At 34.7% G+C, this 21,682-nt stretch carries 18 protein-coding genes and 1 pseudogene; 16 read left to right on the top strand and 3 right to left on the bottom strand.

What is annotated here, in order from left to right:
* The first annotated feature begins 14 nt into the window (after window positions 1-14).
* The 10 genes and pseudogenes from JFT89_RS00265 to JFT89_RS00220 all read left to right on the top strand — a co-directional run bounded on the left by JFT89_RS00265 (window position 15) and on the right by JFT89_RS00220 (window position 11,624).
* The gene (locus JFT89_RS00265; RefSeq protein ID WP_201039333.1) at window positions 15-551 is read left to right on the top strand and encodes an NADPH-dependent FMN reductase; all 537 of its coding nucleotides are present in this window, start codon (window positions 15-17) and stop codon (window positions 549-551) included.
* A gap of 1 nt (window position 552) precedes the next feature.
* On the top strand, window positions 553-1,782 hold the full coding sequence (locus tag JFT89_RS00260) for an MFS transporter (protein ID WP_016094122.1): 1,230 nt from the start codon (window positions 553-555) through the stop codon (window positions 1,780-1,782).
* 63 nt (window positions 1,783-1,845) lie between these two features.
* Window positions 1,846-2,403 (top strand): YdcF family protein, encoded by a 558-nt coding sequence (locus JFT89_RS00255; RefSeq protein WP_016094121.1) that lies wholly within the window; start codon window positions 1,846-1,848, stop codon window positions 2,401-2,403.
* 102 nt (window positions 2,404-2,505) lie between these two features.
* Window positions 2,506-3,453, top strand: coding sequence for an ABC transporter ATP-binding protein (locus tag JFT89_RS00250; RefSeq protein ID WP_033709046.1), 948 nt, complete (start codon window positions 2,506-2,508; stop codon window positions 3,451-3,453).
* Between the two features lie 3 nt (window positions 3,454-3,456).
* Complete coding sequence (locus JFT89_RS00245) at window positions 3,457-4,968, top strand: ABC transporter permease/substrate-binding protein (protein ID WP_016094120.1); 1,512 nt, start codon at window positions 3,457-3,459, stop codon at window positions 4,966-4,968.
* 213 nt (window positions 4,969-5,181) lie between these two features.
* Window positions 5,182-6,609 (top strand): basic amino acid/polyamine antiporter, encoded by a 1,428-nt coding sequence (locus tag JFT89_RS00240; RefSeq protein WP_201039332.1) that lies wholly within the window; start codon window positions 5,182-5,184, stop codon window positions 6,607-6,609.
* Window positions 6,610-6,685: 76 nt separating this feature from the next.
* A pseudogene (locus JFT89_RS00235) lies at window positions 6,686-6,945 on the top strand (LemA domain protein).
* 107 nt (window positions 6,946-7,052) lie between these two features.
* Entirely contained in the window at window positions 7,053-8,870 is a 1,818-nt protein-coding gene (locus tag JFT89_RS00230; protein WP_016094119.1) for an AAA family ATPase, read from the top strand.
* Complete coding sequence (locus JFT89_RS00225) at window positions 8,860-10,710, top strand: hypothetical protein (protein WP_016094118.1); 1,851 nt, start codon at window positions 8,860-8,862, stop codon at window positions 10,708-10,710. Before JFT89_RS00230 ends, JFT89_RS00225 begins: the two co-directional genes overlap by 11 nt.
* A 317-nt stretch (window positions 10,711-11,027) precedes the next feature.
* Window positions 11,028-11,624 carry a hypothetical protein gene (locus tag JFT89_RS00220; protein WP_016094117.1) on the top strand — a complete coding sequence of 199 codons (597 nt, stop codon included), beginning with the start codon at window positions 11,028-11,030 and terminating at the stop codon, window positions 11,622-11,624.
* 101 nt (window positions 11,625-11,725) lie between these two features.
* On the opposite strand, the gene racA is transcribed toward JFT89_RS00220, so the two are convergent.
* Window positions 11,726-12,268 (bottom strand): chromosome-anchoring protein RacA, encoded by a 543-nt coding sequence (racA, locus tag JFT89_RS00215; RefSeq protein ID WP_016094116.1) that lies wholly within the window; start codon window positions 12,266-12,268, stop codon window positions 11,726-11,728.
* 363 nt (window positions 12,269-12,631) lie between these two features.
* On the opposite strand from racA, the gene JFT89_RS00210 reads away from it, so the two are divergent.
* Together JFT89_RS00210 and JFT89_RS00205 are read left to right on the top strand one after the other, a co-directional pair.
* Window positions 12,632-13,987: a hemolysin family protein gene (locus JFT89_RS00210; RefSeq protein WP_002127238.1), complete on the top strand. Its 1,356-nt coding sequence runs from the start codon at window positions 12,632-12,634 to the stop codon at window positions 13,985-13,987.
* Window positions 13,988-14,130: 143 nt separating this feature from the next.
* Entirely contained in the window at window positions 14,131-15,555 is a 1,425-nt protein-coding gene (locus JFT89_RS00205) for an aldehyde dehydrogenase family protein (RefSeq protein WP_201039331.1), read from the top strand.
* A gap of 120 nt (window positions 15,556-15,675) precedes the next feature.
* Here the strand turns inward: JFT89_RS00205 and JFT89_RS00200 are convergent, their stop codons facing one another.
* On the bottom strand, window positions 15,676-16,068 hold the full coding sequence (locus tag JFT89_RS00200; RefSeq protein WP_002085811.1) for a YueI family protein: 393 nt from the start codon (window positions 16,066-16,068) through the stop codon (window positions 15,676-15,678).
* A 253-nt stretch (window positions 16,069-16,321) separates the two neighbouring features.
* Between JFT89_RS00200 and JFT89_RS00195 the strand changes: the two genes are divergently transcribed.
* On the top strand, window positions 16,322-17,440 hold the full coding sequence (locus JFT89_RS00195) for a BA2291 family sporulation histidine kinase (protein WP_002065228.1): 1,119 nt from the start codon (window positions 16,322-16,324) through the stop codon (window positions 17,438-17,440).
* A gap of 33 nt (window positions 17,441-17,473) precedes the next feature.
* On the opposite strand, the gene JFT89_RS00190 is transcribed toward JFT89_RS00195, so the two are convergent.
* Window positions 17,474-18,223: a DUF4397 domain-containing protein gene (locus JFT89_RS00190; RefSeq protein ID WP_002065232.1), complete on the bottom strand. Its 750-nt coding sequence runs from the start codon at window positions 18,221-18,223 to the stop codon at window positions 17,474-17,476.
* A gap of 801 nt (window positions 18,224-19,024) precedes the next feature.
* Between JFT89_RS00190 and JFT89_RS00185 the strand changes: the two genes are divergently transcribed.
* Genes JFT89_RS00185 through JFT89_RS00175 form a run of 3 tightly spaced genes read left to right on the top strand, consistent with a single transcriptional unit; the run spans window position 19,025 to window position 21,677 of the window.
* Window positions 19,025-20,335, top strand: a complete 1,311-nt coding sequence (locus tag JFT89_RS00185) for an aspartate aminotransferase family protein (RefSeq protein WP_042889361.1) — start codon at window positions 19,025-19,027, stop codon at window positions 20,333-20,335.
* Complete coding sequence (gene atoD, locus JFT89_RS00180; protein ID WP_002085805.1) at window positions 20,332-21,030, top strand: acetate CoA-transferase subunit alpha; 699 nt, start codon at window positions 20,332-20,334, stop codon at window positions 21,028-21,030. Before JFT89_RS00185 ends, atoD begins: the two co-directional genes overlap by 4 nt.
* Window positions 21,015-21,677 (top strand): CoA transferase subunit B, encoded by a 663-nt coding sequence (locus tag JFT89_RS00175; protein ID WP_201039330.1) that lies wholly within the window; start codon window positions 21,015-21,017, stop codon window positions 21,675-21,677. Before atoD ends, JFT89_RS00175 begins: the two co-directional genes overlap by 16 nt.
* Window positions 21,678-21,682 lie beyond the last annotated feature (5 nt).

Here is a 21,682-nt window from a genome sequence, read left to right as displayed (position 1 = left end):
GGGGAGAAATGATTATGAAACTAGTCGTAATTAATGGTACACCAAGAAAATTCGGTAGAACTCGCGTCGTGGCAAAATATATTGCAGAGCAATTTGAAGGGGAGTTATACGATTTAGCAGTAGCGGAATTGCCTTTATATAATGGGGAAGAATCACAACGTGAATTGGAAGCAGTTAAAAAATTAAAAGCTTTAGTGAAAGCAGCAGACGGTGTAGTACTATGTACACCAGAATATCATAATGCGATGAGCGGAGCGCTGAAAAATTCGTTAGATTACTTAAGTAGCGGTGAATTCATCCATAAGCCTGTCGCATTATTAGCGGTTGCTGGAGGAGGTAAAGGGGGAATTAACGCATTAAATAGTATGCGTATGGTTGCTAGAGGCGTTTATGCAAACGCAATTCCAAAACAAGTCGTGCTTGATGGGTTACATGTGCAAGATGGTGAACTTGGAGAAGATGCAAAACCATTAATTCATGATTTAGTTAAAGAATTAAAAGCATATATGAGCGTATATAAAGAGGTGAAAAAACAATTAGGAGTTGAGTGATATGTCCTCTCTTTATCATGATTCTCGTTTGTATTACATTCTAGGAGCCAATAGTTTATCCGCTATTGGTTCCGGGATTGTTATGATAACGATTCCGTGGTTGTTAATTAAGGAAAGTGGAGGAGAGACAACGTTTGGTTATGTTTCTATCGTTGCAACTCTCATCATGTTTTTACTAACGCCATTCATTGGGCAAAGCATAGATCGTTTTTCAAGAAAATCTTTATTGTTATGTAACGAAGGTATCGGGATAGCGATTATAGGAATGATGGCTATTTGGGGATTTGCTGGGCAATCATACAATTCTATTCATTACATTATTATTTATATAGCAGGTTCTTTCTATTATCTATTATTCTATCCCACAATATTTGCATTTAACCAAGAAATATTTCAATCTGAACATTATAAAAGTTTAAGTGGCACGATGGAGATACAAGGACAATTAACGCAAGTAATTTCAGGTGCAGCTGCTAGCTTTTTAATTGAGATTATTTCTTTGAAATGGATCTTGTTAGTGGACATGTTAACTTTTGCAGGAGCATTTTTCCTGTTCTTATGTATACCATATGTAAAGAAAAAAGAAGTGAAAGGGAAAGTAACATTTAAGAAGCAATTGTTCGAAGGAATTCACTTTATGAAAAAGCGCCCTAAGTTATTTTGGTTTTTACTAGCGACTTATATGCCGTTTATCGGTGTCATGATGGCAAATTATTTAATCCCAGTATATATTTCAGATATACTCAAAGCTAGTGCCTCTGTATACGCAATTGAAGGTATGATGTACGGTGTCGGAGCGGTTCTTGCAGGAATAAGTATTCCAATCATGATGAAATATGTCAAAACAGAAGTTTCAATCGTTATGACGATGTTCATTTATGTAATTTCAATTACCGCAATGATTATTGAGCCTTCCATTATGTTATTATATGGACTAGCGATTTTTCATGCGATTGGAAATGCCGGAACGAGAGTGGCGAGAAATGTATTGATGATGGAAGAAATTCCAAATGAAGTAATGGGACGTGTGGACAGCTTATTTCGATTAATTGGTACAGGAATTCGAATTGTATTATTAATGTTGTTTACGGCAGGCGTATCTAAAGCAGGGGTAATGATCCCGTTTTATGTACTGAGCTGTATATTGATCCTATCATTAGGGATTGCTTTTTATTATGTAATTTCAAAACGTAAAACGGAAGCGAATGTGTCTAATAAATCAATTGTTTAAAAAATACTTCTGCCTCCTTTTCTTTTTCTATATAATAAAAAGAAAGGGAGTGTTAACTTATTTATGAACAAATGGATATTGCTTATAATCTTATTACTACCTCCGATATACATCATTTATATGACGTTTCGAATGAATAAAGTTGCTCGTGAAACATTGAGTAATCACTCTCCATACGTTCTTATATTAGGTGCAAAGTTATTTGGAGATAGACCGTCTTTATCTCTTCAAAATCGTTTGGATATAGCGTTGGAATATTTACATGCTCATCCTGAGGTGAAAGTAATTGTTTCAGGTGGTCAAGGGGAAGATGAAGATATACCGGAAGCTCACAGTATGAGAAACTATTTAATGGTACATGGTATAGATGAGAATCGCATTTTAATTGAAGACCGCTCTACAAATACGTATGAAAATTTAAAGTTTAGTATGGATTTATATGATGTAAAGCATGCGGTAGTTGTAAGTAATACGTATCATTTATATCGAACGAAAATAATTGCAAAGCGTTTAGGGATAAAGATGGAAGCATTGGCTGCTGAAACACCGAGACGCTCTAAGAAAAAAGCGTATGTGCGTGAATATGCTGCAATTATGAAAACAATATTGTTCGACCGTTAGAGCTCAAATGAGAGCTCTTTTTTTGTATAATAAAGCGTATCATTTGAAATGAATGCTATATTCCATCAAAATAAAGGAAACAACATGAAAGGAGTTGTGTCTGTGATTCAATTTAATCATGTGTCAAAAGCGTATGAAGATGGCACAAAAGCAGTGGATTCATTGCATTTAGAAATTAAAAAAGGAGAATTTTTTGTTCTCATTGGTCCGAGTGGTTGCGGGAAAACAACGACAATGAAGATGATTAACCGTTTAATTGAAACGACGGAAGGATCAATTTTAATCGATGGAAAAGATATTCAACAATATAACATAAACGAACTACGTTGGAATATAGGGTACGTGTTGCAGCAGATTGCGCTGTTTCCACATATGACAATTGCTGAAAATATTGCAGTTGTCCCTGAAATGAGAAAATGGACCAAAAAGGAAATAAAAGCACGTGTCGATGACTTGCTACAGATGGTGGGGCTCGATCCAGATGTATATCGTGATCGCATGCCAGATGAATTGTCGGGAGGGCAGAAACAACGTGTTGGTGTCGTACGGGCATTAGCCGCAAACCCGAAAATTGTACTTATGGACGAACCATTTAGTGCGTTAGATCCGTTAAGTAGGGAGCAGCTTCAGAAGGATATCGTACAACTGCAAAAAAAGATTCAAAAAACAATCGTGTTCGTAACGCACGATATGCAAGAGGCTTTATCACTTGGTGATCGTATTTGTGTAATGAAAGAAGGAAAAGTTGTTCAATTAGATACACCAGAAGGAATTATACATAATCCGAAAAATGAGTTTGTAGAGGAGTTCATTGGAAATCGTGGACGACCTTGGTATGAGGGGAAGAGTATAGAAGAGGTATTGCCGCTAGACGAGGGTATACGAGTTGAAGGGAATGCTTTATCTTTACATTCGTCATTACAAGAAGCACTAGTCCGCTTACAAACTGAAGAGTCAGTGCCGGTTGAAGAGCATGGTCAATATGTTGGAGCGTTAACAAGTCGTCATATTGTCAATTACATTGTTGAACAAATGAAGGAAAGAGGCTAAACAGTGACTGATTTTATTCAAACGTTCCAAGAACGAAAAGTAGAATTGCTAAGTGCATTAAGTGAGCATTTACAAATATCGCTTATTTCACTATTTTTTGCAGTAATTATTGCAGTGCCGCTCGGCATTATATTAACGAGAAAAGAACGAATGGCTGAATTTATTATAGGGACTTCTGCTGTTATGCAGACAGTGCCCTCACTTGCTTTACTTGGACTATTAATTCCGTTAGTAGGAATCGGAAAACTGCCAGCTATAATCGCATTAGTTGTGTATGCACTATTACCTATTTTACGAAATACATATACAGGAATACGGGAATTAGATGAATCACTTATAGAAGCGGCGAGAGCTATGGGGATGAATAGCTGGAAAAGATTATGGAAGGTAGAGCTTCCGCTCGCATTGCCAATTATTATGGCTGGTATTCGTACAGCGATGGTATTAATTGTTGGAACGGCTACATTAGCTGCTTTAATAGGCGCTGGTGGACTCGGTAAGCTCATACTACTCGGTATCGATCGGAATGATCATGCGCTTATCATTTTAGGGGCCGTACCAGCTGCGTTACTCGCTTTATTCTTTGATATAGTACTTCGCATACTTGAGAGCCCGAAACGCTCTTCTAAGCGCGTTATATTGACGATATGTATAGTTGTAGTAATGATAGCTGCTCCATTTCTTTGGAATACCGAAAAGAAAGACATAGTTATTGCTGGTAAACTTGGATCTGAACCAGAAATATTAATTCAAATGTACAAGCAACTTATTGAACAGGATACAGATTTACAAGTGGAATTAAAGCCAGGCCTTGGAAAAACAGCATTTGTATTCGAAGCGTTAAAATCAGGTGAAGTAGATATATACCCAGAATTTTCAGGTACAGCTTTATCTACTTTCGTGAAAGAAGAACCGAAAAGTACAAATCGTGATGAAGTATATGAACAAGCTCGTATTGGAATGGAAAAGAAATATAATATGGTTATGTTAAAGCCAATGAAGTATAACAATACATACGCACTAGCCATGCCGAAAAAAATAGCAGATCAAAATAACATAAATACAATTTCTGATTTAGGAAAAATTGCACAGGAAGCTAAAGTAGGATTTACATTAGAATTTGCTGATCGTGAAGATGGTTATAAAGGAATGCAAAAATTATATAACTATAAGTTTTCAAATGTTAAAACGATGGAACCGAAACTGCGCTATAGTGCAATACAATCGGGAGATGTTAACGTAATCGATGCATATTCAACAGATAGTGAATTGGAGCAATATGGGCTTAAAGTGCTAAAAGATGATAAAGGACTATTCCCGCCTTATCAAGGAGCACCATTATTAAGAAAAGAGACGTTACAGAAATATCCTGAGCTCGAAAAAGTATTAAATAAATTATCTGGAAAGATTACAGATGAAGAAATGAGAAAAATGAATTATGAAGTAAATGTGGATGGGAAAAGTAGCGAAGAAGTCGCAAAACAATTTTTACAAAAAGAGAAGTTACTTCGTTAATTTTACAATAAATATACAATTTTATATGTATGAAATGACCGTTCATTACAAAATGAACGGTTTTTTTGTGCATACTTATACATTTTTTCAAAAAAGTATTCCATTTTTCTTCATTTTCTTTTAGAATAAGTAATGTTTTCCTGAAAAAATATAAGAGAAACGTCTATTAGAGAAAAAGGTGACTTTAATAGTTGAACGAACATAACACCTAGAATGACAGATGGGGTGGTACAAATAGAAAAGAAGTTAGGATTTTTTCCGTTAATCGCATTAGTAGTTGGAACGATGGTTGGTGGCGGTGTTTTTAGTTTACCGCGTGATTTAGCAGTAGGAGCAAATAGTGGTGCAACGATAATTGGTTGGTGTATTACAGCAATGGGAATGATTCCACTTGCGCTCGTATATCAAACGTTAGCAAGACAAAAACCGGAGCTTGAGGGCGGAATCTATAGTTATGCACGAGCTGGATTCGGTGAATATATTGGTTTTAACAGTGCTTGGGGATACTGGCTAGCAGGGATTTTAGGAAATGTTGCAACAATTATGTTACTGTTTAGTACATTAGGTTACTTCTTCCCAATTTTTAAAGGCGGAAATAATGTTGCGTCAATCGTAGGTGCATCACTTTTATTATGGACATTGCATTTTCTAATTTTATTTGGAATTCGTGAAGCTTCCATTATGAATGTTATCGCAACGATTGGGAAATTAGTTCCGATCTTATTATTTATTGTCGTGATGGTAACAGCGTTTCGCTGGGATACATTTACACATGACTTTTGGGGCGAAGGAACTATCTCAGTTTCCTCTGTACTAGGTCAAGTGAAAAATACAATGCTTGTAACCCTTTGGGTGTTCATTGGGGTTGAAGGGGCAGTTGTATTATCAGGAAGAGCTAAAAATAGTAGAGACGTTGGAAAAGCGACAGTACTTGGACTTATTTTAGTAATGTCCATTTATATTTTAATTTCTGTTCTGTCAATGGGAGCCATGACAAGAAAAGAACTTTCAGTATTAGAGACTCCTTCAATGGGACATGTATTAGAACATGTTGTTGGGCCATGGGGTGCAATGGCAATTAATATTGGATTAGTTGCGTCACTTGTAGGTACATTAATTGGCTGGTTTTTACTTGTTTCTGAAATTTCTCACGTAGCAGGAAAAGACGGCGTGTTTCCGAAAGTCTTTACGAAAACAAATAAGAAACAAACGCCGCATATGGCATTGTGGATTTCAAATATCGTTGCCCAAACTATATTTATAATCGTTCTGTTTTCACAATCGACATATCAAATTATGTATTTTATTGCGTCAACATCTATATTACTGCCGTACTTATTATCAGCGCTATTTCAATTGAAATTAGTCATCACGAAAGAGCTGAAAGTTGCGAGAGTAAAAAATGGATTGTTAGCATTAATTGCTTCCCTATACTCTGTATGGCTAATTTATGCAGCTGGTTTAAAGAATTTATTGCTTGTTTCAATCGTATATGGTATTGGGATTCTCGTGTATATGTTTGCAAGAAAAGAAAAAGGGAATCGTTGTTTTTCAGGCAAAGAGCGATATGTGATGTGGGCAATTGTTATTGCAGCTATTACATCACTTTATATGTTACTGACAGGAACTATAAAAATGTAAAAGTCCTTTTAATTTAAAGGGCTTTTTTCCTTGTCTAGAGAATATTTAATACATAAGATATTCAGGAGGGATGAAAATGGAAGAAAAAGAACAGTTGTCTAGAATTATGGATTTAGCTAGTGATTTAAGGAAAGTATTAGTACAAGAATCTTTTTTTAATCATCATCCTGAACTTCGAGGCGTGATTGAAAATTTAGCGAGTTCTGTAGAGAATTTGGCGAGTTTGCAGCAAAATAAAGATGAAAATGCCGAAGATCGATTACGGTACGTACTTGCTAAAATGAAAATCGCTCATAATGCCATTTTACAAGAAAAAAAGCATTTCCTTCTCATTAATATACGTTTTAATTTTGAACCTGACGGATGACGTCAGGTTTTTTATTTCTAGTTTTAGATTGTAGTTCATACAATAAGAATAGTATGAAAAAAAGAAGGTGACTACGTTGAAATTACATAAAGCTCTTCATCCAAGTTTTATAAAGCGAATGTATTATATGAGGTTTATTGGGAAGTTTGCAAAAGCTGAGGGAGAGAAGAATGGAGAAAATTTCTTTGTACAATGTCTTTCTTCAATACCTTTAACTTTCCAAGAGTTATTTCCGACTGGAAAATATTTGTTTGAAGGATTATGCAGTAATAAAAAGAATGAAAAAATCTTTAATGATTTAAAGAAGCATAAATTAGAAAAGCAACTGGTTATGTTTCGTCTTTATTATGATCGTGGAAATTTATTTCTGGAATTAATATGCACAGAAGAGCCTCGGGAAATAGCATCTTCATATAAATTGATTCCTTCACCAAAGGTCTCAAATTATAAAAAGAGAGCGTCTTTGGAACGGAAGTTAAGCAACGGTTATTTATCATTTCTTATGCCTAAATTACCAAAAGACTTTGAGCCTCCAGAATTATTGTGGCATGAAGGAAGGCTATATGGAAATTTATCGTTAAAATCATCAATAAGTTCAATTTCATATTTTGAGCAAAGAAAAGAATGCAAATATATTGAAATAAACGATTGGATGAAACATGTAGAAATAGCAGTAGATGATCATTTATATTTTGTAAGTGAAAATGTGTATGACCAACTAAATAAACGAATTGCTGAAGAAGGTAAGTTAGTTGAAGTAGAAGATATTAAAATGCAAAAGGATGACTGGGAATGGGATGAGCGTGAATCCTCTTTTTTGCAGTATGTACAAAGTATGGTTCGTAATAAAGGGTTATATTTGGATGATACAGATATATATAATTTTCACATTAGTATTAAAACCAATATGTTAACAATTGTTGGTGGTATACCAGGTGTTGGGAAATCACGCTTTGTGCAAGCTTATGCAGAATCACTTGGGTTACGTTATGGGGAAGAATTAATTTGGATTCCGATTTCACCATCGTATCAAGAACCACATGATATTCTCGGTTACCTTCATCCGAATGGTAATTTTATTGAAAGTGAAACGAAGTTAGTTCGGACATTGTTAAAGGCTAAAGAAAATCCAAATCAATTGTATATAATTGTGTTCGATGAAATGAACATGTCACATATTGAGCATTGGTTTACTCCGTTTCTATCCGTTCTTCAACTTGAAAAGAAAAATCGTATTTTGAGTTTGTATGAGAAAGTACAAGAAATAGAAAATCAAATTCCACCTTCAGTGGAAATTGGTGAGAATATTATTTTCGTAGGCACTGTAAATTTTGATGAAACGACGAAAGAGCTTTCCGATCGATTATTAGATCGAACAAATTTGATTACATTACAAAAAATTCCGTTTTGCGAGATGAGTATAGAACATGAGAAAGTTGTTCAGCAACCCCCGCTGAAAGTAACAACGGGAGAATTTCGACTCAATTGGTTTAGGAATAAAGAGATGATCGAAGTGTATACTGAAGAGGAATTAGAGTTATTGGATAAGTTACATGATGTATTATCATCACACGATATATCAAAAGGAATTTCTTTCCGATGTGCAAGCGCAATCGCTACGTATTTGCAAAATATACCGTTCCAAAATAATCAGTCCTATATGATTAGCAGGGAAGAAGGTTTTGATTTGCAAATAAAGCAGCGTGTATTAACGAAATTAAGGGGGACAGAAATGACAGTGGGCCCTCTACTTTCTGAAGAAGCAAAAAGGGGAGCGACATTGATACCACTTTTACAGTCTCCGCTTGCAAATCGTGTATCTACATTTGAACATTCTTTAGCTTATATAAGACAAAAGCGTAGAGAACTGGAGCTGTATGGCTATGCAAAATGAGGAGCGTTATGAAACAGCAATCGTCGATACGAAAGAAACGCTCCCGTTTGTATTGAAGCTAATTATTGGTACTGAGGGGAAAGGCGATTTTATCCTTTTAAACCGGCTTTGTACGTCTACTACAGCATTAGTTCAATGTATTTATAAAGTACAGGAATTAAAACCACTGAAATTACATTTCCATTATCAAAATCCAATGGATATTACATTCATATGGAATAAAGTATATGAGGGACAAAAGAATATAAAAGAGTCACAATATGAATTAAATGAAAAAAAACAAAGAGTATTGGTGTATGAACATGGAAAAACTGAATTTTTTTATCCGTGGCGCTGTGGCTTATACCATTTTGAAGTGCGTATAGAAGATAAAACTTATTATGGTGCGTTTCAAGTTGTTCCTAAAAACTTTTTTGATGACCAATTTGAAATGATTCAAGATTATGTGAAGTCAATTTTAAACGAGTTAATTTTAGATAGAGGTTATTACAAGAAAACTTTCTCAGCACTTAGCGATATTGAAGATTCTTCTTATTTGGTATTGTTAAGAAAGTTGCCACAAAAAATGAAAAGAATAAAACAAATTTTTAAGAAAGTAGAATCGAATGCGGAATTTGTACACGAATATGAATGGGAAACGAAAGCGCGGAAGGCAACGAGAAAAACTGCCATTATGACAGAAAGAAAGCTTTATGCGAAATATTACAACCGTAAATTTAAGGAGCAAAAAAATAGTATTGAAAATGCATTTCTTAAATTTAAAACGACGCAATTCTATTATTATTTACTTGAAGCAGAAATTTTTGTACGTAAAACTATTGAAATACTAGAAGGAGAAAAGAAGAAAAAGTCAGATGAATTTCAAGCTGTTAAAACAATTATGAAAACGATTGAACGAAATGGATCTGTGACGGATAGGGAAAAACAAAAATATAGAAATCTACATTTACTGAAAGAAGCAGATTTACGGAAAAGTTCTGTGAAAATACAAGAATATAAAATATTAGCTCATATCGTATATGAAAGTGTGCAATACTTTCGAAATTTATTGTATTCTCCATTTTGGAGGGAAGTTTCTGAAACAGCTACCATTAATTCGAACACTTTATCTATACCGCATCAACAATTAATCCACCATTTAGAATTGTTACCGCAACATACGGAGCAACCTCCATCTTTATTATTCGTATATAAACCAACGTTTTTAGTGTATGAGTATTACGCTTTTTTTATCGTTATTTCTATATTAGAACAAATCGGATTTGAAGATAAGAATCCTATTCGTGAACAAATACAAGAACATTTTTATTTAGACGGATTACAAGATGGAACGACAGTGATTTTACATCGAGATGATATAAAAGTGCACGTCGCGTTTAATGATTTAATTGAAACACACCCTCTTATTGCACTAAGCAAAGGAAGTAATTTTTATAACGGAGAGGACACAAAGAAGCCGGATATTCGTTTAGATTGTTATGTAAAGGAAGAAGAGAAGTATGTATATAAATCTTCTATTATTATCGAAGTAAAATACAGCCCTATGTACAATATTTTTCAGCCTGTCGGTAATACGAAAGCAACGGAGCAAATGTATAAATACTGGTCTATTAAGTATGTAGAAGAACAGAATGGTAAACGAATTTTTAAGCGAAGAGCGATTTATGAAGTGATTTGTGTATATCCAGGTAGCCATATGCATAGTAAAAAAATTGAATCTGGTTGTGGAGTGTTTTTACAACTATATCCATATAAAACGAAACAAGGAGAAGAGAAGTTGGCTGGGAAGCATGGGATGATTCAAATTTTTGAGAAATGGTTAAAAAGTAATAAAATGTAAAAGAAATCCTTTTTAATGAAGGATTTCTTTAGGTTAAGAAGAATTATATGCAGTACGGAAAGACACATTATACGGTTCGAACTTGATAGTGATTATCATTTTTTTATTAGAGTAATTGGATCTTTTTATGTTTGTAACAGTATGGGGAATTAAGGGGTTTTGCATATGTATTAATGACTAATAAGTAGGAATTTAATTCATTTTGCAGAATATAATAAGACATAAATATTTTTAGTTGCATACGAAGATTTGTTCTTATATGATAGTAAGTGAAAGCGTTATCAAAAACAGAGCGGCGATGGGAAAGGCGGTTAAATATGTTCCAGCGTGTTCAAACAAAGGAAGAGCATTTTTGGTTCGAGCAACTGTGGGGAGATTTTTGTGAAGAAAGAAACTTAATGTTTGTAGAACGTAATTTAAATCCATCACGATTTTTATTAATAGAAGATGAACATCATATTGGTACAGTAGAATGTATTAAGTTTATAGTACCTGAACAATCAAATTCTGAGTTTTTCTATCCGTTTTCTAAAAATGATTTAGTGAAAGATTTGAAAAATGTGTATGAAATAGGAAAGTTAAGTATTGCGAAAACGTCTCGGGGGAGAGGACATTTCAAAAGGCTGGCAGCTATTTTATTTATGCATGCGTTAGAGACGAAAGCGGAATGGTATATTGCAGCAGTTACAAAAAGAATGTATATGTATTTACTTACACTCGGTTTTCCAATCGAACCGATAGATAGTCCATTCCAGTTTCATGATACTTTACAAGGTGTACCAGTGCGAATTCATGCTCGAAAAGGGGCTACACATCTGTATTCTTTGAAAGAATTCCGTGATATTATTCAAGGGAATGCTCATGCGCAGGCACTTATTGCAGAATACAGTAAAAATATTATGTTAACAAAATGAAAATATATGAATATGTATAGTATGAAGAAGAGTTACTTATTACGGGCATCTGTTTTCATACAAAAAGTAGACCCTTATTCTCAGAATAAGGGTCTACAATATTATAGTCCAAATATACTAAAAATCATTTTACGACGCTTCGGTTTCTTTTCTCTTTCATATGTTGGTTTTGCATCAGGAGTAATGTATATTGGTTCTTCTTTTTTTAGGGCAGCTTCTAGTTTTTGAATTCGTTCTAACATTTCCTCTATTTCGCGGCGATGTTGTAAAAGTTGGTATGTAACGACATCATTTGCTTTATTTTGCATTTGTTCTTCCATTCGATCTAGTCTTCTCGTAATTGTGGTAAATTGAGCTGTTAATTGCTCAAAATCATTCGATGATGTGTTTTGAACAATTGTGTTTACTTGAGTTTTTAATTTTTCTACATCATTTGAAGATATTTTTTGAGTAGTTTGAGAGTTTTGAGGCTGGTCCATTTGAGAGCGATGGTATTCTAACATTAGATCTAAATCACCTTGTGCGAAAATAAAATGACCATATTTATTTTTTTTTATCGTAAGATTTAATTGTTGTGCAATCCGGACAACAGCCTTTGGGCTAACACCTAATTTCTTTGCGATAAATGGTGTTTTATATTCCAAAATAATCCCTCCTATATATATCCTGTTGAATGATTTCTAGTTATGTAGCAAGTTCCCTTCAGGTGTGACAAAAGAAGTGTGGAATCGGCAAAGAAAGTGTTTTTTCACGAAGTTCAGCTGTTTAGCACATACTATTTATATAAATCATTTTTAGTTATCGGAAAATTGGGCTTATTATAGTTTGACGATAATAAGCTAATTAGATTATCATAATTATAAATATCTTTTTTATGTATGCATATAATATATAAAAAGGTGGTTACTAATGTAGAATTTTATTAGAGTATAAGAATGCTTACTTCACTTGAATAAATTTAAGTAGGAGGTGGCTTCCTTGCTTACACTGTAAGTAAGGAAAAGTATTTGGACATATATAGTATAAGTATAGTGATTGTTTTAATTGCCTTAACGGCATTTTTCGTTGCAGCAGAATTTGCAATTGTTAAAGTGAGGAGTTCACGAATTGACTATTTAATTGCAAAAGGAAATAATCGTGCAATATCTGTCAAAACAATCATTACAAACTTAGACGAATATTTATCAGCTTGTCAATTAGGAATAACTGTTACAGCTCTTGGGATTGGGTGGTCTGGTAAACCTGCGCTAAAGCACATGTTTGATGTGTTGTTTGCAAATTGGAACGTCCCTACTCAACTCGCAGACATTTTAGCTATAATTTTAGTGTTTTTGTTTATCACATTTTTCCATGTGGTAGTAGGAGAGTTAGCTCCAAAAACATTTGCGATTCAAAAAGCAGAACAAGTGAGTTTCTTTGTTGCTAAGCCACTCATTTTGTTTTACCGTATTGCTTTCCCATTCATTTGGATTTTAAATGGATCAGCTCGGTTAATTACAAAGTTTCTTGGGTTGAAACCACCAAAAGGGCATGATGAAGTGCATTCAGAAGAAGAATTGCGGTTGTTAGTTTCAGAAAGTTATAAAAATGGTGAGATTAATCAATCTGAATATAAGTATGTGAATAAAATATTTGAATTTGATGATCGTATTGCGAAAGAAATAATGGTACCACGAACAGAGATGAATATTTTAAATAAAGAAATGCCTGCTGAAGAGGCTTTACAAAAAATGTCTCATGAAAAATATACGAGGTATCCGGTTGTTGATGGTGATAAGGACCATGTAATAGGCTTTGTGAATTTTAAAGATATATTTACAGATTTTGTGAAGCACCGAGTTGTTAGTGAAAAGACAGTGGAGCAATATATTAGGCCAATTATTTTAGTTATTGAATCTATCCCGATTCATGATCTATTTTTAAAAATGCAAAGAGAAAGAACACATATCGCTATATTAATTGATGAATATGGTGGTACATCAGGTCTTGTAACCGTTGAAGATATTTTAGAAGAAATTGTAGGGGATATTCAAGATGAGTTCGATACTGATGAACAACCGGAAATCCAACAAGTTAGTGAGACGAAAACGATTTTAGAGGGAAAAGTACTTGTTAGTGAAGTGAACGCATTATTAGGTTTGACTATTGACGACGATGATGTCGATACGATTGGCGGTTGGATCCTAACAAAAAATATTGAGATTTCCGAGGGTGATACCATTGAGATTGAAAATTATAAATTTTGCGTAAAAAAATTAGATGGACACTATATTAAGAGATTAGAAGTAACGAAACCTTCAGAATCGATTGTTATTGTAGGAGATGAAAAAAAGATTTCGCTCCAAGAACAAATTAGTTCGTAAACTCTGCTTTGTAGCAGAGTTTTTTTGAGCAAAATGTTTTTTGATGTATTAGGGCTATGATACAATTACACAAGTCAGACCTTTCACCAGGTGAAATAAATGGAATGTATTATTGTATACATATATTCGGAAGGAGAACCACTATGAAAAAACATTTATATATAAATGGGGTATGGAAATCAGTAGAGACGTATAAACCATTGTATGCACCATATTCTGAAGAAACATTAGCGGAGATTGCGCAAGGTACAGAAGATGACGTTAAGGAAGCGATAGTTTCGGCCAAAAATGCAATGAAAGAAATGAAAAAATTATCCGCATACGACCGTGCAACTATTTTAGAAAAGGTTGCACAAAAAATGGATGAGAGAAGAGAAGAGTTTGCAGAGATTATCGCAAAAGAAGCTGCAAAACCAATTCGTGCTGCACGGGGAGAAGTAGATCGCACTGTTCAAACATATAAGTCTGCAGCTGAAGAAGCGAAGCGAATATATGGTGAGACGTTACCATTAGATGCTGCGCCAGGAGCAGGTGGCCGTATAGCGTATACAATTCGACAACCAATCGGGGTTATTGGTGCTATTACACCGTTTAATTTTCCACTTAATTTAGTAGCACATAAGGTAGGCCCAGCAATTGCGGCTGGAAATACTATTGTGCTAAAGCCTGCCGACCAAACGCCACTTTCTTCGTATGCATTGGTAGAATTATTTGAAGAAGCTGGTTTACCAAAGGGAGCTTTCAATATAATTTCTGGACCTGGATCTGTTGTAGGTGAGGCATTAGTAAAAGATGAGAACGTTGCTAGTATTACTTTTACAGGAAGTCCGAAAGTAGGTATTGGAATTAAGGAAAAAGCCGGGTTGAAACGAGTGACGTTAGAATTAGGATCGAATGCTGCAGTAATTATTGATGAAGATGTTGAATTGACAGACGAAATAATTGAACGTGTAAAATGGGGCGCGTTTGTGAATAATGGACAAGTTTGTATTTCAGTACAACGTGTTTTTGTGCATGAACGCAAAATGGAAGAGTTTATTACACAATTAACGAAAGCAATGGAAAACGTTGTAGTAGGAGACCCGCTTCATGAAGAAACAGATGTATCAGCACTTATTTCAAAAAAAGATGTAGAACGTATAAATTCATGGGTGGAAGAGGCAGTTAAGGAAGGAGCTAATGTTGTATACGGTGGTAACAAACGTGATGCAAGGATTTTTGAACCAACTGTATTAGCAAATGTTCCAGATTATGTATCTGTTCAGTGCCAAGAAGTATTTGGTCCACTTATGACTGTAAATACATTTAAAGAATTTGATGAGGCTTTAGAACAAGTAAATAATTCACGTTATGGATTACAAGCAGGTGTATTTACAAACAATCTATGTAAGGCAATGCGTGCAATTGATGAATTAGAAGTCGGTGGTGTCATGATTAATGATATTCCAACGTTCAGAGTAGATCATATGCCTTATGGCGGTGTGAAAGAGAGTGGCACAGGCCGTGAAGGGATTAAATATGCAATAGAAGAAATGACAGAAATGAAATTAGTGTGTATTAAAAAATAAAGTAGATCGAGCTTAAACACCGCAATAAAAAACGAGCAGGAAATGTTTACGATTCCATACTCGTTTTTTATTGTTTGTTTTACGTTTCTCGGAACGATTTCATTTAATCAAGTGTACCTTTTACTTCATTTCTTGTTTGAAAATATCATCTTCGACATAAATATGTTCTTTATCTACAGCAGTGCTATGAGAGAGTACTAAACCGATTGGTGTTTCAGTACCTTTATTTTGAACAATTGTAAAAGGAATATTTTTTTCAGTTGCTAATTTAATGTATTTTGATAAATGTGGGTAAGCAATGCTTCCATTTAGGAATAGTTGTAATGATTGAGAAGAACGTATGTTACCCGTTACTTCTGTATACACATTACTTTGCATTACTTGACCGATTGTTAAAGCGATTTCTACACGCTCACGTAATGTAGTTAAGTACATATTACGTTCTTCTGGTTTGTTTTGCTTTTGGCCATATATGCCTTCTTGGAGATAGTCTTCCACATTTTTATTTACCATATTTTTCACACCTTTCACTTCTTATTGTACGCAAGAATTAAAAAGGATGCAAAAAAAGTAGTTTTGAACAGGAAAATAATTTGAAAAATGAGAAGGGGAAAGGGATATAGGAATACAACTTATTTAAATAAGAAAGGAAAAATAAATTTTATCAACAGAAATTAACAAAATGTGACAAAAATCTATTAACGAAATGTATTTTTTGTGTTAATATTCAAAATATAAAGGGTATTCGTCGTATGGAAATGGAGGAATGGAGGTTTTTCCAATCGATAAGGATATTAAAGAAGTATTTTGTTCGCACTTGAAAAACAACAGGCACCAATTCGTAGAGAACTGGAAAAACAAAATGATAATTTCCGAAAAAGATCCATTTAAACAAGAGGTAGTTCAAAATGGAGCGAATTTATTAGAGTTAATTATCGAACTTATTATGGAAGATAAAGACATTAATTATCTTCAGCCATTATGTGAGAAAATTGCCATTGAGCGTGCAGGGGCAGATGCGAATATTGGAGATTTTGTTTACAATGCAAATGTGGGAAGAAATGAACTTTTTGAAGCAATGTGCGAATTGGATGTAAGTGCTCGTGAACTGAAACCGATTATGGCCAAAATACATACTTGTTTTGACAAATTAATTTATTATACCGTTTTAAAATACTCAGAAATTATATCGAGAAATTTAGAAGAAAAACAGCAATATATAAATGAAACACATAAAGAAAGGCTTACGATTCTAGGGCAAATGTCGGCTAGTTTTGTGCATGAATTTCGTAATCCGCTAACTTCGATTATGGGATTTGTAAAGTTATTGAAGACAGATCACCCTAATCTATCGTATTTAGATATTATTTCACATGAATTAGATCAATTGAATTTTAGGATTTCGCAATTTTTACTTGTATCGAAAAAAGAAATGTGGAATGAATCTGAACGTTTTTTGGTAAATGACTTATTTCAAGATATTATACAATTCTTATATCCAAGTTTAGTTAATGCAAATGTTTTGATTGAAAAGAATTTGCCGTATCCTATTCCACTCGTTGGTTACCGGAGTGAAGTGAAGCAAGTAGTTTTAAATATTTTAATGAATTCGATTGATGCTCTTGAATCGGTGAAAGAAGAGCGAAAAATTATCATTGATGTATTTGAAGAGGATCAGGCTGTTCGCATTGTTATAAAAAATAATGGACCTATGATTCCAGCAGACAATGTAGAGACCATTTTTGAGCCATTTGTAACTACTAAAAAGCTAGGAACTGGTATTGGACTATTTGTATGTAAACAAATTGTAGAAAAACATAAAGGATCCATATTGTGTCGTTCGGATAACGATTGGACAGAATTTCAAATTACGTTTCAAAAGTAAACAGTCTACACCATGCGAATGGTGTAGACTGTTTTAATTTGTAAGTATAACGGTCTCTAATTTTGGATCCTCAGTTGAATAACCAACTATTGAAATTGTGTAAATTGTATTTGGTTCAACGTTGAATTTTGGAATGGTTAATAGTACTTTTTTTGTATCAGCAAGTGAAACTTCAATATCTGCTGTACCAGGGCTAACTTGTAAAAAATCTGTTATTTGCTTAAAGAGTACATTTTCAAATAAATGATCCCCATCTTTTAAATTTACATTTACAACTGGAGTGTCTGGTGAAAAATGTGCAAACCGTATTTTTGCTTGACCAGATGGTAAATGAGTATTATCAAGAAGGGGTTGTAATTGGAGATGATTATCGCTATTGACCGCTGCAAGGGTATAAGTGTGATTCCCCATTATTGGTACTAATGCTGAAAATATTGGAGTTTCGTTTCCGACAGGGACAATATCAATACGGTATTTACCTTGCACTAATGATAAATAAGGACTGAATTGTTTAAAAGAAATATTTTTAATAACCTTTTGTCCGTTTATTATAATATCAACTGCTGGTGTATGGGGAGCTGTGTGGAAGATTCTCATATGTGACGGTAAAGTCGCTTCTTGTGAATCTCTCTTTTCATATGCTTGTACAAGTTTTGTAATTGCATCATAGTATTTCATATAGAGTTCTACATATCTTTTAGGATTGCTATATTGATAGTAACGAGCGAGCTGTTCGTAACGTGCAGCTTCTTGGCCGTATTTTTCAATTTCGGATTGAGTCATGAACATTCCTCCTTTATCATCATTACAAATATATGCGAAGCTAGAAAGAGGTTATGCAAAAAACTTTCCTTTCTAGAAGGAAAAGTTAAAATGGGGATTTTTTTATTTATAGGCAAACACACATACAAATCGATAATTGTCCTACATAAATTATAAAGGAAAGGTAGTTTGACTTTGATGGAAGGAGTGGAACCATTGGGATGGGGATATCCCCATAGTTATTGGGAATGAAGTTATGGAGGATTTGGTGCTATAGGCTGTGGGACGAATTATGGATTTGTATTATGAGTATTTCTATTAATTTTAGTGATGCGTTGGATAAGGTAATACCGATAAAAGAGCGTCGTGCCGAACTGATTAATGTGGTTAATCGGTTCTTTTTTTATTGTTCTAAACAGGTGGTACTATTTGTTAAGAAATAGTTACGATAAATGAGGCGGAGTAAAATGTCGAATTTTGTTTGAAAATATGCAATATAAAGTAGGATAATAGGAAGGAGAATAACGGGAGTTTCGTCGAAGTTTACACAATGTCAGCAATTGAGGAAAGTTGATATTATATTAAAAAAATATTCAATTTGCTGTTATCTTAAATCAGGAAGGGGTATTTAAGCGTACAGGTAAGGTTGGTCTTCGTTTTAAGTTCTGAATTTTCTGTTTTTAAAATAATATTTAGCAGTCATTTGTATATTTTATAATAGTTTTTTGATAAATTCACTGCTTTTGCAGAGGATTCTTTTTTATGAAAGAAACGTCAATTTTCTTCATATACATATACAAATTGGAGAAATGGGGGAGCGCTATGCGCGATTACTTAATTAAACCACTTGTTGGTCAGCCGTATCCAATGATTTCACATGGAAAAGGTGTTTATTTATATGATCAAAACGGAAATAAATATTTTGATGGTTCGTCAGGAGCGATTACGGCAGGTATTGGACATGGCGTAACAGAGATTGCGGAAGTTATTAAAAAGCAGGCAGAGGAGATTGCGTTCGTTTATAGATCACAGTTTACGAGTGAACCGGCTGAAAAATTAGCGAAGAAGTTGAGTGATTTAAGTGTAGGAGATTTGAACTGGAGCTTTTTTGTGAATAGTGGTACGGAAGCAAATGAAACAGCTATGAAAATCGCAATTCAGCATTTTCAGGAGCGTGGCATTCAAGGGAAACATAAAATTTTGTCACGGTGGATGAGCTATCACGGGATTACAATGGGAGCTTTATCTATGTCTGGGCATCCACTGCGCAGACAACGTTTCGTTTCTATTTTGGAAGATTATCCGACTATTCCAGCGCCATATTGTTTCAGATGTCCTGTACAAAAGGTATATCCAACATGTCAACTTTCTTGTGCGACTGAACTAGAAAGAGCGATTGATCGAATTGGTGCAGAGCATATTGCAGCTTTTATTGCTGAACCGATTATCGGAGCTGCTGGAGGCGCGGTTGTCCCGCCGAAAGAATACTATAAAGTAATTAAAGATATTTGTAGTCATTACGATATATTATTTATTGCGGATGAAGTAATGACTGGACTTGGTCGTACTGGTGCATGGTTTGCTATGGAGCACTGGGGTGTAGAACCGGATATTATGACCCTTGGTAAGGGGCTAGGAGCGGGTTATACACCAATGGCAGCGACAATAGTAAGTGACCGTGTTATGGAGCCGATTTTACGTGGATCACGTTCTGTAATGAGCGGGCATACGCTTAGTGCAAATCCATTGTCTGCAGCAACGGCTTTAGCAGTTATTGAATATATGGAGAAACATAATTTACCTGAAAAAACAGCAGAAAAGGGAGAGTATTTATTAAAAGGTTTGCAGAAAGTTCAGCAACAATCGACAATCATTGCTGATGTGCGTGGAAAAGGATTGCTAATTGGAATAGAATTGCAACCGTTTACAAAAGCGTCGGAGCTTATTTCAGTTGCTGCTAAAAATGGACTGCTCTTATACCAAGCTGTTTCAGGGCAAGCAGGAAAAGAGGATAGTGCACTGCTTATTGCACCACCAATGACAACTACATATTCCGAGTTAGATGAATTACTTTCAATTTTTGTAAAGAGCGTGGAAGAGATGATGCAAAAAGGAGGGCATAGTATCGCATGACAACTATTACAAATACATTCGGTAAATTAAAAGAAATAGAGGAAGTAATTTCTTTGTTCCATGATGATATGACATTAATGTTTGGGGGATTTGGAGGAATCGGATCCCCTCCATCTTTAATTCAAGCTGTTTTAGATAAAGGCATTACAAATTTAAATTTAATAGGAAATGATACTGGATTTCCTGATGTAGGAATCGGTCGTCTTGTTACGAATGAAAGGGTTAAATCTTTAGTTACTTCTCATATTGGGTCAAATCCAAATGCGGGAAGACAATTAAATGAAGGAAGATTGCAAATTGAATTCTCTCCGCAAGGAACACTCGCAGAGCGTATTCGCGCTGGTGGTGTAGGGCTTGGTGGTATTTTAGTTGACGTTGGTGTTGATACGATTGTAGAAGAAGGAAAGCGTACAGTTGAAATGAATGGAAAGACATATTTAGTTGAAACAGCTTTAACGGCTGAAGTCGCAATTGTATATGCGAAAAAAGCGGATCCGTTTGGCAATCTTGTATTTGATAAAAGCGCTCGTAATATGAATCCACATGTAGCTATGGCTGGTGACATAACGATTGTAGAAGCAGAAGAAATTGTTCCACTTGGAAGTTTAGATCCAGAAGAAATTGTCGTCCCAGGTGTATTTGTAAATTATATCGTGCCATCGGAAGGAGTGAATTGGAAATGGGTATGGGCGTAGAAGTAAGAGGTAAGATTGCAAGACGTGCAGCGAAAGAAATTCAGAGTGGTATGCTTGTAAATTTAGGTATTGGAATTCCATCGCTTGTACCGAATCATTTGCCAGAAGATATGAATGTTATGTTTCATGCGGAAAACGGTATTGTTGGTATGGGACCAACGCCAAGTAAAGGGAATGAAGATGAGAATTTATGTAACGCAGCTGGTTTACCAACATCTCTTATTACAGGAGCAAGTTATTTTGATAGCTGCATGGCGTTTGGCATGATTCGAAAAGGATTACTTGATATTACGATACTTGGTTCGTTACAAGTAAGTGAAAATGGTGATTTAGCGAACTGGATTGTACCAGGAAAACGCGTTCCAGGTATTGGAGGAGCGATGGATTTAGCGCAAAAAGCGAAGCGGGTCGTTGTTGTGATGAATCATGTTGATAAATACGGAAATGCAAAGATTGTTTCGGAATGTACATTGCCATTAACTTCGAAAAAATGTGTAGATTTAATTATTACAGACATGGCTGTCATGGAAGTGACCCAAAGAGGACTTGTCTTACAAGAATTAATGAGTCCATATACTGTAGAAGATGTAAAACGACATACGACAGCTGATTTTCATATAAGCTCAAATTTACTAGTAATTGAATGAGGGGA

The organism is Bacillus sp. TH25, assembly GCF_016650935.1.
In the GTDB taxonomy this organism is placed as follows: Bacteria; Bacillota; Bacilli; order Bacillales; family Bacillaceae_G; genus Bacillus_A; species Bacillus_A mycoides.
This window is presented reverse-complemented; position numbering and strand designations above follow the sequence as displayed.

What these genes read in the sequence shown, in the direction of transcription:
- JFT89_RS00265 (WP_201039333.1), top strand. Translation starts at nt 15, where the DNA reads ATGAAACTAGTCGTAATTAATGGTACACCAAGAAAATTCGGTAGAACT.
- JFT89_RS00260 (WP_016094122.1), top strand. Translation starts at nt 553, where the DNA reads ATGTCCTCTCTTTATCATGATTCTCGTTTGTATTACATTCTAGGAGCC.
- JFT89_RS00255 (WP_016094121.1), top strand. Translation starts at nt 1,846, where the DNA reads ATGAACAAATGGATATTGCTTATAATCTTATTACTACCTCCGATATAC.
- JFT89_RS00240 (WP_201039332.1), top strand. Translation starts at nt 5,182, where the DNA reads ATGACAGATGGGGTGGTACAAATAGAAAAGAAGTTAGGATTTTTTCCG.
- JFT89_RS00225 (WP_016094118.1), top strand. Translation starts at nt 8,860, where the DNA reads ATGCAAAATGAGGAGCGTTATGAAACAGCAATCGTCGATACGAAAGAA.
- JFT89_RS00220 (WP_016094117.1), top strand. Translation starts at nt 11,028, where the DNA reads ATGTTCCAGCGTGTTCAAACAAAGGAAGAGCATTTTTGGTTCGAGCAA.
- JFT89_RS00205 (WP_201039331.1), top strand. Translation starts at nt 14,131, where the DNA reads ATGAAAAAACATTTATATATAAATGGGGTATGGAAATCAGTAGAGACG.
- JFT89_RS00200 (WP_002085811.1), bottom strand. Translation starts at nt 16,068, where the DNA reads ATGGTAAATAAAAATGTGGAAGACTATCTCCAAGAAGGCATATATGGC.
- JFT89_RS00195 (WP_002065228.1), top strand. Translation starts at nt 16,322, where the DNA reads ATGGAGGTTTTTCCAATCGATAAGGATATTAAAGAAGTATTTTGTTCG.
- JFT89_RS00190 (WP_002065232.1), bottom strand. Translation starts at nt 18,223, where the DNA reads ATGACTCAATCCGAAATTGAAAAATACGGCCAAGAAGCTGCACGTTAC.
- JFT89_RS00185 (WP_042889361.1), top strand. Translation starts at nt 19,025, where the DNA reads ATGCGCGATTACTTAATTAAACCACTTGTTGGTCAGCCGTATCCAATG.
- atoD (WP_002085805.1), top strand. Translation starts at nt 20,332, where the DNA reads ATGACAACTATTACAAATACATTCGGTAAATTAAAAGAAATAGAGGAA.
- JFT89_RS00175 (WP_201039330.1), top strand. Translation starts at nt 21,015, where the DNA reads ATGGGTATGGGCGTAGAAGTAAGAGGTAAGATTGCAAGACGTGCAGCG.